We start from the raw sequence: 14,728 nt of genomic DNA on the forward strand, positions 1-14,728 counted from the left end.
AAAGCATGGCCGCGCATTCGCGCGTTCCGTCGACTCGACGCACCAGAACGAACGGACTTCTTTCATGGCAAGCACGATCACGAACTCCACGACCGCCAGCGCGAACAGCGCGTTGAGCGACGCCGCCCAGTCCATCATCAGCGGCGCGACGAACTCCACGCTCGACGTCAACCAGCTCGTCAAGGCGCTCGTCAATGCAAAAATCGCTGGGCCGAGCGCTATCCTCAGCGCGAAGCAGAGCGCCAGCAACACGACGCTCTCGGCCCTGGGCACGCTGAAGTCGGCCCTCGCTTCACTCCAGAGCGCGCTCGAGCCGTTCAAGGACGGCGCCGCGCTGCAACGCTTCACCGCCACGGCGAGCGAGAAGGACAAGGGCTTGAGCGCAGTGCCCGGCAAGAACGCCGTGGCGGGCAGCTTCACGGTCGAGGTCGATCGCCTCGCGACGGCGCACAAGCTCGCCTCGGACGGATTCGATGCGGGCGAGACGCTAGGGGAAGGCAGCCTCGACCTTTCGATGGGCGGCAAGTCCATGCATCTGACGATCGCCGCGGGCAGCAACAAGCTCACCGACGTCGTCGCGGCGATCAATCAGGCGAAGGACAATCCCGGCGTCACGGCTTCGATCGTCAACGGCGCCGACGGTCAGCACCTCGTGCTGACCGCGAACAAGACCGGCGCGGTCAACGCGATCGACGTCCAGGCGGGCCCGGGCGTCGATACCCGCCTCGCTTCCTCGCAGATGCGCGAAGTCGAACCGGCCGGCGACGCCGAGCTGCGCATCGACGGCACGCGCGTCACAAGCGCGAGCAACACGCTCGAGGGCGTGGTGAGCGACATCACGATCAAGCTCACCAGCGCCTCGGTGGGCACGAAGCAAACGCTCACCATCGCTCCCGACACCGAAGCGACAGGCACATCCATTCGCGCCTTCGTTAAGGCGTACAACAGCTACGTGGATGCCCTCAACGGGCTGACCTCCTACACGGCCGCGACCGGTTCGACGAGCGCGCAAGCGGGCGCACTGCTCGGCGACTCGATCGCGCGCACCCTCGCGGCGAGTTTGCCGGCGGTCGTTTCGGCGGGCGTGAAGGGCAGCGACGGCGTGACCCATTCGCTGGGCGAGATCGGCATCAAGCTCGACAAGAGCGGCAAGCTGGAAATCGACGACGAGACGTTCAAGAAGGCGCTGCAACCGGGTAACAGTGCGATTGCCGCGCTGTTCGGCAGCGACGGCATGACCGCCAGGCTCAACAGCGCCATCACGCCCTACGTTCAGTCGAGCGGCATCATCGAGCGGCGCAGCACGGCCATCAACAAGGAGCTTGACGACATCAAAAAGCAGTCGTCGATGCTCGATGTGCGTGCAACCGGGCTCACTGCGAAATTCAACCGCCAGTTCACTGCGCTCAATAACCTCATGTCGATCATGAACAACAACCAGCAATATCTGACACAGCTCTTTGGCGGCGCAAACAGCGCGGGCGCCCTCGCGACGAATCACAAATAAGGCTTGAATGCGCGCGGCTCGCTAGCAAACGTCGAAAGCAGACAAAAAAAAGCCGCCGAGTGAATCGGCGGCCAACAGGGGACGTGAAGAACAACCGCGAATCGAACTATCGAATCGACCCGACCGCTCCATCATGGCGAGCCAAAATTAAGACAAACTTAAACGCCTGCAAAAAAACGATCGCGAATTCCGGCGCACGAGGCGCGGGCAATTGAAAGAACGCGGATTAACGGGCTGGCTATACTTGATCTGGTCAGGGGCGTCCACTCATTCGCGCCCGCATGACTGTCTACCCAATCCGGAAGAGCCGCCATGTTTGATCGACTGCATCGGTTTATGGAAGGCGCAGGTCCCGAGCGGCGCCATCGCGTCTGGAGCAAAGTGCGCATTTTCGTGGCTGCAATGGGCACGCTCGGCTCTGCCGCCGGCATCGCCATCGCGGTGGTCGGCCTCATCAACTTCGACCACCAGAAGGTGATTGCCGGCGTGGCCGTCATCATCGTCTGCACGGCGGTCTACGTATCGATCCTCGTGCGCGACCGCAATCGGGCCGACTAGCCATGCCGCCCCGGTGTCACCGCCTCACTGCAGGTTCTGGCCGTCGCGCGTGACGTGCACGGCGGTCGCGCCCACGTAGTCGGCGCGAATGCTGTCGCCCACCTTGATCGACTCGAGCGGCACGTCCGGCGGCGCCACTACCACGACCGTACGGGTCGGTCCGCGCAATGCGACCTTGCGGCTCTTGCGGTCGATCTTCTCCACCGTCGCGATCACCTGCACGCTGCGCGCCGTCGCCGTCACGCCGCCGGAAGCGGGCGTGGTGGCGACCGTATCGACGCGCGAGCGTATGCCCCTCGTGGCAACCTTTTCGGCACGCAGCAGCAGCGCCTCCTTGTAGAGGATGTTCACATGATCGCCGGGCTTGAGCTTGCTCACGTCGCCGACCGCGGGATCGACCGAGACCGTCACGAGGTTGCGTCGCGCGCCGCGCAGCGTGACGGAATTGGTGGCCGCGTCGATGCTCACGACCGTCGCCGTGGTCTGCACCTCGCCGATCTGCAGCGCGGCGTTGGGCGCACTCTCAGGCGCGGCATCGGATGCCGTCTGCGCATACAGCGGCACGGGCGGCGAAACACCGAGGGCAAGCACGAGCACGGCGCCGGGCAGCGGCGCGGAAGAACGATAGCGCGTGGACATGAAGCCTCCTTGTTTGAATCCAATCCGCATTGCGCATGGCAATCGATTCGAAATGTTTGCGAAAACATTCTGCACAAAAAAATCAAATCGCTCGCTGAAATTGCCCCATGGCCGTCATCACCCGCGCCGGCCGCGCCAATTTTTACCGCGCAGACCGAAAACGCTAACAAACATCTAAAAGGCGCCACTGCCGTCATTTAATTCATATTGGATAAGATTGATCCAGTTCAATATATGCTGAATACGGATTTAGTCATACAAAACAAGGCGAAGTGTTGCTTTTCAATGTTTGAGCAATCAAGTCGGGTTAACCGGCTGCAACAGGAGCAAACTTCGCATTGCGGGGGCGATGCGAAATGGCCGCGCCCATTGTTGACCGGCGCGAACCGGTTGTTTTTTCCCATTAGTTCAGGATTATCCACAAGTCAAGCAGACTATTTTTCCGCTAGCTATACACATTCCCTACAAAAACAATTATTAATATCCGCTGCGGAACACCAAGGCGTTTCGCAACAAGCGCCCTTCACCGGGCGTCGATTTCGCCGTCCGTCATGGCCCCCGCGTCACCGCACCGGCGCCGGGTCCATGGCAAGCGACAAGACCCGCTTGCAGGAAGGGTTACAGGAGCGGCACATCCGCAATGCCGCGTGTCCGGAATCTTTCGTCGACGAGTGAACACATGCTTACCCGAACCGAGAACCTGCCCAGCGTCGCGAGAAGAATGGCCGCCGGCCAGATGTTGATGGAAGGCGCGACCGTGAATAGCGTCGCCGACTCACTCCACCTTTCCGCCCAGACGGTGAGGCGCTACAAGTCCATCGTCGAAGACGGCGGACTCGCCGCTCTCCAGCAGATGAGCGTGGGTGGCCGTCCTTCGGTGCTCGATCAAGCCGCGCTAGGCTGGATCGCGAGCGCCCTGCACGGCTCCGCCCGAGAGCACGGCTTTGCGAGCGATGCGTGGACCAACAGCCGCGTGCGCGAGCTGATCGGCCGCCAGTTCGGCGTGCACTATTCGCGCGTCTATACCTGGCAGATCGTCTCGAACCTCGGTCTCGGCCACCGGCTGTCGAAATCCGCGCGCTGAACGGCATGGAGGGCGTCGCGCGCCGCACGAAAACCGGCGCGCCTCAGCCTCGCGTAGCGGGCGCATCGCGGCTTCGGCTTCCGGCTTCGGGATCCACCAGCGGCTGCGCCCCTTCGCCCGTCCATTGCTGCGACCGGACCTGATTTCGGCCCGCTTCCCTGGCCTCGTAGAGCAGGCGGTCGGCGGCAGCCAGCAGCTTCGCGCCGCTGCCTCCCTCGGGCGGATTGCAGCTCGCACCCGCGCTCACCGTCACGCACCCCTCGTGCGTACCACTCAGCGTGAGATTGTCCGACTCGATGCGTTTGCGGATCTTCTCCGCCATGCGCGCCGCGGCGTCGAGCCCCGTGCCCGGCAGCACCACCGCGAACTCCTCGCCGCCAAAGCGCGCGGCGAGATCGGTTGCGCGCCTCGATCCTGCAGCGATGCGCCCGGCCACGAACACCAGCACCTCGTCGCCGGCGGCGTGCCCGTAGGTGTCGTTGAAGAGCTTGAAGTGGTCGATGTCGAAAACAGCACGGAAAGCGGCGCGCATTCGCGCACCGCGTGATGCCACTCCTCCGCGAGACGGCTGTCGAGCGCACGGCGGTTCGCAAGACCCGTGAGCGGGTCGGTGACGGCGAGGCGCACGAGCTTGCCCTCGGCCACGACCGCGAAGGTATAGATGCGCTCGACCCCGTCGATTGCCGAGCGCGACGTCTGGGTGCCGGCGTCGCGACGCGAAAGGAATGCGAAATTCGGCAGGTCCGCGTAACTCGAGTCGGCACCGCGCGTCGAAGGCGGCCTGCTCGCGAGCAACGTGCCGTCGCGCATCAGGATGAAGAGGTAGCCGCCCGGGCCGAGGTCGATGCGCTCGAGCAGTTGATCGAGATAGTCGAGACGCACCCCGAGCAGCGCGACGCCCGCGAACGAGCCGTCGGGCGCGTCGATGCGGCGCGTGAGGCCGATCGTGAGCGCGTCGCCGCCTTCGCCCGGGCGTGAGCCCAGCGATGCACCAGGAGACGCCGTGAAAGAACCCGTTTTGGCATCTGCGCAATCCTCTTGCTGACGGCGCGATTCGCGATTCGATAGAGCGCCGGTCTATCGGGCACACATCGGGCATACATCGGGCGTACATCGGCCATGCATCGGACATGACTGGCACGAGTCCGTCATCAAACGGACACCTGGGCGGTTCAGGATCGAAGGCGAAACCTGTGCCCACTCCCTCCCCCAAGGAGCCCGCCAGCCATGCCAGAATATTCCCTGTCACCGCAACCTGGCACCGCCCCCGCGCGCGGGCGCAACGCCAGCCTGCTCGTGTTTCTCGTCGTCATCGCCGCGGGCGCCGTGTACGTGGGGATGCATCTCGCCGACGACCTCTCGCCGGTGCGCGAAAGCTCGGCGATGCCCTGGATCCTGCTCGGCATCGCGCTCCTGATCGCACTCGGCTTCGAGTTCGTGAACGGCTTCCACGATACCGCGAATGCGGTCGCGACCGTGATCTATACGCACTCGCTTTCGCCCAATATCGCCGTGATATGGTCCGGCGCGTGGAATTTCCTCGGCGTGCTCACGTCCACCGGCGCGGTGGCCTTCGGCATCCTGCAACTGCTGCCGGTGGAGCTGATCCTGCAGGTGGGCAGCAGCGCGGGTTTCGCCATGGTGTTCGCACTGCTCATCGCCGCGATCATCTGGAACCTCGGCACGTGGTACTTCGGCCTGCCTTCGTCGAGCTCGCATACGCTGATCGGCTCGATCATCGGCGTGGGCCTCATGAACCAGCTCATGCACGGCGCGAACGGCACGAGCGGCGTGGACTGGAGCCAGGCGCTCGGCGTGGGCAAGTCGCTGCTCTTTTCGCCGATCGTCGGCTTTTTGCTGGCCGGCCTCCTGCTGCTCATCCTCAAGGCCGTGGTGCGCGTGCCCGAGCTCTACTCGGAGCCCAAGGGCAAGGAGCCGCCGCCGTTCTGGATCCGCGCGCTGCTCATCCTCACCTGCACGGGCGTGTCGTTCGCGCACGGCTCCAACGACGGCCAGAAGGGCATGGGCCTCATCATGCTGATCCTGATCGGCACGGTGCCCACGGCCTATGCGCTGAACCGCGCCGTCACGGCCGAGCAGACGCAGACCTTCGTCGCCGTCGCGCACGACGCCACGCGCGCGCTCGAGCGCTACACGAACGGCGTGGCCGCGCCCGCCGATCCGCGCGCGGAAGTGGAACGCTTCATCGGCCGCCGCGCGCTGTCGAGCACGACGGTGCCCGCGCTCGCCGCGCTGTCGAACCAGGTGGCCGAACAGGTGCGCGGCTACGGCTCGCTCGCGGCGGTGCCGCAATCGGTCGTCGATAACGTGCGCAACAACATGTACGTAGTTTCCGAGGCGATCCGCCTGCTCGACAAGCAGAAGGCGGTGCCCTTCTCAGCCGACGACCTGAAGTCCATCAACAACTTCCGCATCCAGATCGACCACGCGACGAAATTCATCCCGACGTGGGTGAAGGTGGCCGTGGCGATCGCACTGGGACTCGGCACGATGGTGGGCTGGAAGCGCATCGTGGTGACGGTGGGCGAACGCATCGGCAAGCAGCACCTGAGCTATGGCCAGGGCGGCTGCGCGGAGGTCGTGGCGATGGTGACGATCGGCGCTGCGGACGTGTACGGTCTGCCGGTCTCGACCACGCACGTGCTCTCCTCGGGCGTGGCGGGCACGATGGCCGCGAACGGCTCGGGCCTGCAATGGAATACGGTGCGCAGCCTCGTGATGGCGTGGGTGCTCACGCTGCCCGCTTCGATCGTGCTGGCGGGCGTGCTCTATTGGGTTTTCAGGCACGTGTTCTGAGCACGCACGGCCAGCAATAAGCCGCACTCCCTGCGAGGGGAGCGCGGCTTTTTAATTGAACGCTGCGAACGGGTCAACCTCTCAATAAATCTCCGGAATGATCATGTTCTGCGGCACCGGCTGGCGAATGTAATCCGGATGATGCACGCGCGCCGGCAGCGTGACGTGCGGGTGCTCGATCTCGTGATACGGCACCTGGCTCAGCAAGTGGTGAATGCAGTTCAGCCGCGCGCGCTTCTTGTCCACGCCCTGCACGACCCACCACGGCGCCTCGGGAATGTGCGAGCGCTGCAGCATCGCTTCCTTCACGTGCGTGTAGGCCTCCCAGCGGCGGCGGCTTTCGAGGTCCATCGGCGAGAGCTTCCATTGCTTGAGCGGATCGTCGATGCGGCTCTGGAAACGCACTTCCTGCTCGTCGTCGGTGATCGAGAACCAGTACTTGACGATCTGGATGCCGCTCCTCACCAGCATCTTTTCGAACTCGGGCACCGAGCGGAAGAACTCTTCGTATTCGTCGTCGGTGCAGAAGTTCATCACGCGCTCCACGCCCGCGCGGTTGTACCAGCTGCGATCGAACAGCACCATCTCGCCGCCCGCCGGCAGATGCTGCACGTAGCGCTGGAAATACCATTGCGTGCGCTCGCGGTTGTTCGGTGCGGGCAGCGCGGCCACACGGCACATGCGCGGGTTCAGGCGTTGCGTGATGCGCTTGATGACGCCGCCCTTGCCCGCGGCGTCGCGTCCTTCGAAGATCACGACGAGCCGGTGCCCCGTGCTCACGATCCAGTCCTGCAGCTTGACGAGTTCGCCCTGCAGGCGGATCAGCTCGCGGAAATAGACGCGGCGCAGCGCACGCGCCTCGTCGCTGATCTGCAGGCCGCTTTCCTGCAGCCGGTCGTCGACCTCCATTTCGAGCTCTTCGTCGTAGGCGTCGATGAGCTCTTCATCCAGACGGCGGCGGCGATGCAGTTCGGCATCCTGCTGCTGCGCATCCGGTTGTTCGGCATCCATCGTGCGGTCCAGTTCATTCATGGCGACTCTCTCCTTGGTCGATAGGCTGGCAACTCGCGCCACTATCGTCGCAGCGAGTGTCACGAATATTTCAAATGCATGGCGACGGCTCAAGTGAGCGGCCTGGCGAAGCTCAGTTCGTGGCCGTCCGGATCGACAAGATGGAAATAGCGCTCGCCCCACGGCGCGTCGCGCGGCGCGAATTCGGGCCTGGCGCCGGCCGCCAGCGCGTGGGCGTAGAAGGCGTCCACGTCGGCGACGTAGAGAATCACCCGGCCCCAGCCGTTCACCGGGCCGTGCGGCCCCTCCAGCAGGTTCAGATAGCAGACGCCGGCCGCGCCGCCCAGTTCGAACGACGCAAAGCCCGGCACCGCCGGCCCAGCCCTCTGCACGAAGCCGAGCGCCTCGTAAAAGGGCACCGACCGCGCGATGTCGCCGACAGTCAGCGTCACGGCGCTCAACGCTACGATTTGGGCGGCGCGTTCGTTCATCTGTTCCTCCTGCTCATGCGGCCGGCTACTGCGTGCTGCCCGGAATGAGGCCCGTCGGCACGATCAGCCGACTTTAGCAGCGTTCGCGCGCCCGGCGCGGGCCGCCGGCTTTTTTCCTCTGCCGCCCGGCACCTTGCGCGCCGTGTTGCGCGCCTGCGCGGCACGCTGCGCATCGCCACTGGTTGGACCGCTTTCCGGCCAGCCAATCTCCTCTCCCACCCGCGTGCGCACGAAGTCGATGTGCGTCTGCATCGCCGTGCGCGCCTCCTCCGGGCGCCGCGCGACGATCGCGTCGCACAGCGTGCGGTGCTGCAGCAGCAACTGGTCCGGCGCGTCTTCGTTCTGCACACGCAGCCCCGTGCCGTTGATCGTGATGTGCTCGCGCAGCACCCCGAGCACGCTCGTGTGCAGATGCAGGAACATCGCGTTATGCGAGGCCTGCGCGATTACTTCGTGCAGCTTCGCGTCGGTGTCGGCTTCGGCGGCCTTGTCGTCCGCTTCGCGCGTGCGCTCCAGCTCCTGCATCAGCGCGCGAATGCGCGCGAGATCCTCGTCGCTCGCGCGCAGCGCCGCGAAATACGCCGTCGCGCCTTCCAGCACGCGGCGAAACTCGAGGATGTCTTCGCGCAAGGCCGGATGATCGGCCACGAGCTGCCCCCAGGGCGAAGCAAAGCCCGTGCGCAACTGGTCGGTGACGAACACGCCCGCGCCCGGCCGGCTCTGCACGAGGCCGCGCGCAGCCAGCCGCTGGATCGCCTCGCGCACCGTGTTGCGCGCCACGTCGTACTCCAGCGCGAGTACGCGCTCGGAAGGCAGCTTCGCGCCCGCGCGCCAGGTGCCGTCGAGCAGCGACGTCTCCATCTGACGCATCACGGTTTCCACGCGCCCGCGCGGGCCTGCCCTGTCCCTCGTTGTCATCCCCGCGTCATCCCGAGTCTCGTTGTCGCTTGCAGCGAGTGGTCCAACCAGTTTGAACCATTCGCCAGAAGCAGGAATTATGCGCCCAAACCAGCGCTTGTCCCCAACCTGCCCGGCCCCGGCCCGCGGGAAAGGAGCACGAAAGCGCGCAAAGACACCGAGCGAGACATGAAGCCACGGCAATACCCCACCGAGCGCCCCACCGACGTCTATCTGTTCGCCACCTGCCTCGTCGACCTGTTCGTGCCGCAAGCCGGCCTCGACGCGGTGAAGCTGCTCGAACGCGAAGGCCTCACGGTCCATTTCCCGCGCAGCCAGAGCTGCTGCGGCCAGCCTGCGTACAGCAGCGGCAACCCGCGCCAGGCGCGCGAGGTCGCGCTCGCCCAACTCGGCCTCTTCGAAATGCCATGGCCCGTGATCGTGCCTTCGGGTTCGTGCGCGGGCATGATGCGTCACCACTGGCCCGCGCTGTTCGACAGCGACGCCGCCAACGCCGCGCGCGCCGAGGGACTTTCGGCACGCGTGTACGAACTCACCGAATTCCTCGTGCGCGTGCTGAACGTCGATTTCAACGCGTATGGCGCGCATGGTTCCGTGCGCCAGCCCGAAGAGCGCGTCGTGCTGCACACCTCCTGCGGCGCGAGGCGCGAGATGGGCACGCGCGTGCACGGCGTCGAAGTCGTCGATGCGCTGCCGGGCGTGACACGCATCGAGCACGCACGCGAACCGGAATGCTGCGGCTTCGGCGGCACTTTCTCGCTCAAGCACCCGGACATTTCCGGCGCGATGGTCGCCGACAAGATCGCTGCCGCCTGCGCCACGGGCTGCGAGCGGCTCGTTTCCGCCGACTGCGGCTGCCTGCTCAACATCGGCCACGCGGCGGCGCACAAGGGCGCGCCGCTCGCCGTGGAGCACCTCGCCTCGTTCCTCTGGCGCCGCACCGGCGGGGAGGCTGCATGAACGTCGATGCGATGAGCGCGCGTGCGCGCATGCTGCAACGGCTGCGCGGCCATGCACCCGCTGCGCCCTCCACGACGCTCGAAGCGCTCGACGCGCGCATCGACGCGCATTTCGCCGGGCGCCGGGCACCCGGCCCGCTCGCGCTGAACGAACGCATCGCGCAGTTCCAGCGCATGCTCGAAGCCGCGCAGGCCGAGGTGATCTGCGCGAGCGCCGCAACGTGGGCTGCCGATCTCGCCGGGCGCCTCGCTGCGGCGGGCGTGCGCAACCTGCTGCTCGACAGCACCTGCGCCGAAGGCCAGGCGCTCGAAGCCGCGCTCCCGGCCGCCGTGCAGGCGCGCGGTTACACGCGGCCGATCGAAGAGTGGAAGGCCGAACTCTTCGACACCATCGACGCGGGCTTCACCGTCGCGCGCTCGGGCCTCGCGGCGACGGGCACGCTCGTGGTCGTGCCCGACGCGAACGCGCCGCGCACGGTCTCGCTCGTGCCGCCGCTGCACGTCGCGCTGATTCACGCGAGCACGCTGCACGCCGACCTGCATGCCGCCGTGGCCGCGGAGCGCTGGCGTGACGGCATGCCCACCAATCTCGTGATGATCTCGGGTCCTTCGAAGACCTCGGATATCCAGCAGACCACCGCCTATGGCGCGCACGGTCCCCGCGCCCTGTGGGTCGTCGTCGTGACCGATGAGGATCGCGAGACGGGTGTGCAGCAAGGAGCCGCCGAATGAGCACGACCACGCGGACTACTCAGGAAAACACGCTCCATTTCGTGCCGACCGCGGAATTTCGCCAGCGCGCGCGCACGGCGCTCGACGACCCGCAGTTGCGCAAGAGCTTTCGCGGCGCGATGGACTTCCTGCAAGGCAAGCGCGCCGCGCAGTTCCCTGAGGCGGACGAACTCGAAGCCCTGCGCGATCTCGGCGAAGCCGTGCGCCAGCATGCGCTCGCACGCCTGCCCGAACTCCTCGAGCAACTGGAAACGAAGCTGCGCGCGAACGGCGTTCAGGTGCATTGGGCCGAGACCGCCGACGAGGCGAACCGCATCGTCCACGCCATCGCACAACGTCACGCGGCCACCCGCGTGATCAAGGGCAAGTCGATGGCGAGCGAGGAAATCGAGCTCAACCATTACCTCGCGCAGCGCGGCGTCGACTGCATCGAATCGGACATGGGCGAGTACATCGTGCAGCTCGCGGGCGAGAAGCCCTCGCACATCGTGATGCCCGCCATTCACAAGACGAAGGGCGACATCGGGCACCTGTTCGAAGCGCACATCCCCGATACGCCCTTTACGGAGGACGTGGACACGCTCATTCAAACGGGCCGCCGCGCGCTGCGCCGCGCCTTCGTGGATGCCCAGATCGGCCTCTCCGGCGTGAACTTCGCCGCCGCCGATACGGGCACGCTCTGGCTCGTGGAAAACGAAGGCAACGGCCGCCTTTCCACCACGGTGCCCGACGTGCATATCGCGATCATGGGCATGGAAAAGGTCGTGGCAAAGCTCGAGCACATCGTGCCGCTTTCGAGCCTGCTCACGCGCTCGGCCACGGGCCAGCCCATCACGACGTATTTCAACCTGATCAGCAGCCCGCGCCGCGCAGGCGAGAAAGACGGCCCGCGTGAGGTGCATCTCGTCCTGCTCGACAACGGCCGCAGCCAGGCCTACGCCGACGAGCAATTGCGCGCCACGCTGCAATGCATCCGCTGCGGCGCGTGCATGAACCACTGCCCGGTGTACACGCGCATCGGCGGGCATGCGTACGGCACGACCTACCCCGGGCCGATCGGCAAGATCATTTCGCCGCATCTGCTCGGGCTCGACGCGACCGCCGAATTGCCCACCGCTTCGAGCCTGTGCGGCGCGTGCGGCGAAGTCTGCCCGGTGCGCATTCCGATTCCGCAGCTGCTCGTGCGCCTGCGCACCGAAGCGAACCGCGCCCCTGAGGAAAACGTCGCGCATCCGTTGTGCGGCCAGGGCGCGAATCACAGCAGGAGCGAGCAGTTCATCTGGCGCTTCTGGAGCGGCGCGTTCGCGCATCCGCGCGCCTACCGCGCGCTGCGCTGGGCCGTGACGCGTCTGCGCGGCCTCGCGCCCGCGCAGCAAATGGGCTGGACGCAGCATCGCACGCCGCTCAAGCCCGCGCCGCGCAGCCTGCACGACCTGCTGCGCGAACGCGGCCAGCCGCAATAGCGTTCATGTCGTCAGGCATGCGAAATAACTCGTAAATGCATGCCTGACGACCGCACATCAATCGACTACCCGCATCATCGGAGGAGACCGTCATGCAACCCTGGTATCAGATCTACACACCGCTCGGCAGTTTGTGGCTATCCGCGCTCGTCGCCGCCATTCCCATTCTGTTCTTCTTCGTCGCGCTCGCCGGCCTGCGCATGAAGGGCCACGTCGCCGCCGCGATCACCCTGCTGCTCGCACTCGCCGTGGCGATCTTCGAGTACGGCATGCCCGTGCGCCAGGCGCTCGTTTCCGCTGGCTTCGGCTTTGCCTACGGCATCTGGCCGATCGCGTGGATCATCGTCACCGCCGTGTTCCTCTACAAGATCGTCGTGAAGACGGGCCAGTTCGAAATCATCCGCGCCTCGGTGCTCTCGATCACCGACGACCAGCGCCTGCAACTGTTGCTGATCGGCTTCTCGTTCGGCGCGTTCCTCGAAGGCGCGGCGGGCTTCGGCGCGCCCGTGGCGATCACCTCGGCGCTGCTCGTCGGCCTCGGTTTCGAGCCGCTCTACGCCGCGGGCCTGTGCCTCATCGCCAATACCGCTCCGGTTGCGTTCGGCGCGATGGGTATTCCCATCATCGTCGCGGGCCAGGTGACGGGCATCGATCCGTTCCTGATCGGCGCGATGGCGGGCCGCCAGTTGCCGCTGCTCTCGCTCTTCGTGCCGTTCTGGCTCGTCTTCATCATGGACGGCAGGCGCGGCGTGAAGGAAACGTGGCCCGCCGCGCTCGTGGCGGGCGGCAGCTTCGCCGTGACGCAGTACTTCACGTCGAACCACATCGGGCCCGAGTTGCCGGACATCACCTCGGCGCTCGTGAGCCTCGTCGCGCTCGCCGCGTTCCTCAATGTGTGGCAGCCGCGCCGGGCCGCGCAAGGCGCAAGCGTGACGGTGAGCGGCGGTGCCGCCGCGCTGGGCGGATTCGGCGGCGGCGGTTCGCGTGCGGCCGCTTCGAGCCGCAAGGCTTCGCCGTACAGCGTCGCGCAAACGGTGCGCGCATGGTCGCCGTTCATTCTGCTCACGGCCATCGTGACCGTGTGGAGCGTCAAGCCGTTCAAGGCGCTCTTCGCCGCGAAGGGGCCGCTCGCGGGCACGATTCTGAGCCTGCACGTGCCGGGGCTCGACCAGCTCGTGGTGCGCACGGCGCCGATCGTCGCGTCAGCCAAGCCCTATGAGGCCGTGTTCAAGCTCGACTGGCTCTCCGCCGTGGGCACCGCGATCATGATCACGGCGATCCTCGCCGCGATCCTGCTGCGCATGAAGCCGCGCGCCGCCGTGGCCGCGTTCGTCGAGACGCTCGGCGAACTGCGCCGCCCCGTGCTTTCCATCGGTCTCGTGCTCGCCTTCGCGTTCGTCGCGAACTACTCGGGCATGTCGTCCACGCTCGCGCTCGCGCTTGCGGGCACCGGCGCCGCCTTCCCGTTCTTCTCGCCGTTCCTCGGCTGGCTCGGCGTGTTCCTCACGGGCTCCGATACGTCGTCGAACGCGCTGTTCTGCTCGCTGCAGCACACCACGGCGCACCAGATCAACGTGTCGGACACGCTGCTCGTCGCAGCCAACACCTCGGGCGGCGTGAGCGGCAAGATGATTTCGCCGCAGTCGATCGCGGTGGCCTGCGCGGCAACCGGCCTCGTCGGCAAGGAGTCGTCGCTGTTCCGCTTCACCGTGCGTCACAGCCTGTTGTTCGCGGCTGTCGTGGGCGTGGTGACGCTGATTCAGGCTTACGTGCTGACCGGCATGATTGCGCAGTGATGGTGGAGTCGCGATCGCAACACGCTGTAACGAAGTGACAGGGGGCCGTCTCCCGCCGCGTGCGGGGAACGGTCTTCTTGCATGCGCGCGCGAAGCGTGGGTCTTAAGCGGCTTTTAAGCCCCCCTGTCTACGCTCGATTCGTCCGGCACGCGTTCGCACGCGGCAACGCGAGACGCGTGCCGGCATCCGGTCAACGAATCGATGGAGGTGTCAAATGAAACCACAAGTGAAAGCACGCTCGACTCCGTGGATCGGCGCGGCGCTCGCGCTCGCCGTCGTGTTCGGCACGCCGGGCGCGTGGGCGGCGACCCCGGCAGCCGGCGAGGCAGGCGTCGCGACCGCATCGGCCGGCGTCCTGCCGCCCGCCCGGCACAAAGGCGACATTGCGTATCTATCGGGCGGCATCGGCAGCGACCAGTCGGCGGCGTTCAAGTCGGCGATGCACCAATACCCGCTCTCGCTCGAATTCGCGCGCCAATCTGCGCTCGGCAACGAGTATCTCGCGAACGTGCCCGTGAAGATCGCCGACATGCACGGCACGCCGCTCCTTTCCACACGCACGCAAGGCCCGTTCATGCTCGTTTCGATTCCGGACGGCCGCTATGTGGTCACCGCGAGCCATGGCGGCAATACGGAGCGGCGCACGGTGGACATCGGCAAAGCGACGCGCGCTCACGAAACCTTCGTCTGGCCGATGTGAAGATCACCGACGAGCCCCCAGTGCCGGAGGACCTGACGCACGTTGCTTTCGC

General features: G+C 66.1%; 13 protein-coding genes and 1 pseudogene. 9 read left to right on the forward strand and 5 right to left on the reverse strand.

Annotated features, from left to right (window positions below):
• Positions 1 to 64: 64 nt before the first annotated feature.
• Positions 65 to 1,507, forward strand: a complete 1,443-nt coding sequence (gene fliD / locus BHE01S_RS18725) for a flagellar filament capping protein FliD (RefSeq protein WP_042266536.1) — start codon at positions 65 to 67, stop codon at positions 1,505 to 1,507.
• Positions 1,508 to 1,819: 312 nt separating this feature from the next.
• Positions 1,820 to 2,065, forward strand: a complete 246-nt coding sequence (locus BHE01S_RS18730; RefSeq protein WP_243413099.1) for a DUF2964 family protein — start codon at positions 1,820 to 1,822, stop codon at positions 2,063 to 2,065.
• 24 nt (positions 2,066 to 2,089) lie between these two features.
• Here BHE01S_RS18730 and BHE01S_RS18735 read toward each other — a convergent pair whose 3' ends face one another.
• A complete protein-coding gene (locus BHE01S_RS18735; protein WP_042266539.1) occupies positions 2,090 to 2,704 on the reverse strand; it encodes a hypothetical protein in 615 nt (204 codons plus the stop codon).
• 679 nt (positions 2,705 to 3,383) lie between these two features.
• On the opposite strand from BHE01S_RS18735, the gene BHE01S_RS18740 reads away from it, so the two are divergent.
• Positions 3,384 to 3,788: a helix-turn-helix domain-containing protein gene (locus BHE01S_RS18740; protein ID WP_028202557.1), complete on the forward strand. Its 405-nt coding sequence runs from the start codon at positions 3,384 to 3,386 to the stop codon at positions 3,786 to 3,788.
• Between the two features lie 43 nt (positions 3,789 to 3,831).
• Here the strand turns inward: BHE01S_RS18740 and BHE01S_RS39875 are convergent.
• A pseudogene (locus BHE01S_RS39875) lies at positions 3,832 to 4,670 on the reverse strand (diguanylate cyclase).
• Between the two features lie 345 nt (positions 4,671 to 5,015).
• Between BHE01S_RS39875 and BHE01S_RS18750 the strand changes: the two are divergent.
• Positions 5,016 to 6,605 carry an inorganic phosphate transporter gene (locus BHE01S_RS18750; protein WP_042266541.1) on the forward strand — a complete coding sequence of 530 codons (1,590 nt, stop codon included), beginning with the start codon at positions 5,016 to 5,018 and terminating at the stop codon, positions 6,603 to 6,605.
• Positions 6,606 to 6,686: 81 nt separating this feature from the next.
• Here the strand turns inward: BHE01S_RS18750 and ppk2 are convergent, their stop codons facing one another.
• From ppk2 to BHE01S_RS18765, 3 genes are all read right to left on the reverse strand, one after another.
• Positions 6,687 to 7,616, reverse strand: coding sequence for a polyphosphate kinase 2 (gene ppk2 / locus BHE01S_RS18755; protein WP_407669531.1), 930 nt, complete (start codon positions 7,614 to 7,616; stop codon positions 6,687 to 6,689).
• Positions 7,617 to 7,726: 110 nt separating this feature from the next.
• A complete protein-coding gene (locus BHE01S_RS18760; RefSeq protein WP_042266545.1) occupies positions 7,727 to 8,107 on the reverse strand; it encodes a VOC family protein in 381 nt (126 codons plus the stop codon).
• A 63-nt stretch (positions 8,108 to 8,170) separates the two neighbouring features.
• Entirely contained in the window at positions 8,171 to 8,977 is an 807-nt protein-coding gene (locus BHE01S_RS18765; RefSeq protein ID WP_084068997.1) for a FadR/GntR family transcriptional regulator, read from the reverse strand.
• 216 nt (positions 8,978 to 9,193) lie between these two features.
• Between BHE01S_RS18765 and BHE01S_RS18770 the strand changes: the two genes are divergently transcribed.
• The 5 genes from BHE01S_RS18770 (at position 9,194) to BHE01S_RS18790 (ending at position 14,676) form a co-directional block, all read left to right on the forward strand.
• Entirely contained in the window at positions 9,194 to 9,985 is a 792-nt protein-coding gene (locus BHE01S_RS18770) for a (Fe-S)-binding protein (protein ID WP_042266547.1), read from the forward strand.
• Positions 9,986 to 9,996: 11 nt separating this feature from the next.
• Positions 9,997 to 10,716, forward strand: coding sequence for a LutC/YkgG family protein (locus BHE01S_RS18775; protein ID WP_042266734.1), 720 nt, complete (start codon positions 9,997 to 9,999; stop codon positions 10,714 to 10,716).
• A complete protein-coding gene (locus tag BHE01S_RS18780; protein WP_042266550.1) occupies positions 10,713 to 12,179 on the forward strand; it encodes a LutB/LldF family L-lactate oxidation iron-sulfur protein in 1,467 nt (488 codons plus the stop codon). Before BHE01S_RS18775 ends, BHE01S_RS18780 begins: the two co-directional genes overlap by 4 nt.
• A gap of 92 nt (positions 12,180 to 12,271) precedes the next feature.
• Positions 12,272 to 13,975: a lactate permease LctP family transporter gene (locus BHE01S_RS18785; protein WP_042266552.1), complete on the forward strand. Its 1,704-nt coding sequence runs from the start codon at positions 12,272 to 12,274 to the stop codon at positions 13,973 to 13,975.
• A 215-nt stretch (positions 13,976 to 14,190) separates the two neighbouring features.
• The gene (locus BHE01S_RS18790; protein WP_245639783.1) at positions 14,191 to 14,676 is read left to right on the forward strand and encodes a carboxypeptidase regulatory-like domain-containing protein; all 486 of its coding nucleotides are present in this window, start codon (positions 14,191 to 14,193) and stop codon (positions 14,674 to 14,676) included.
• The last annotated feature ends 52 nt before the right edge of the window (positions 14,677 to 14,728 follow it).

Origin of the sequence: Paraburkholderia heleia NBRC 101817 (genome assembly GCF_000739775.1) — a bacterium.
Lineage (GTDB): Bacteria > Pseudomonadota > Gammaproteobacteria > Burkholderiales > Burkholderiaceae > Paraburkholderia > Paraburkholderia heleia.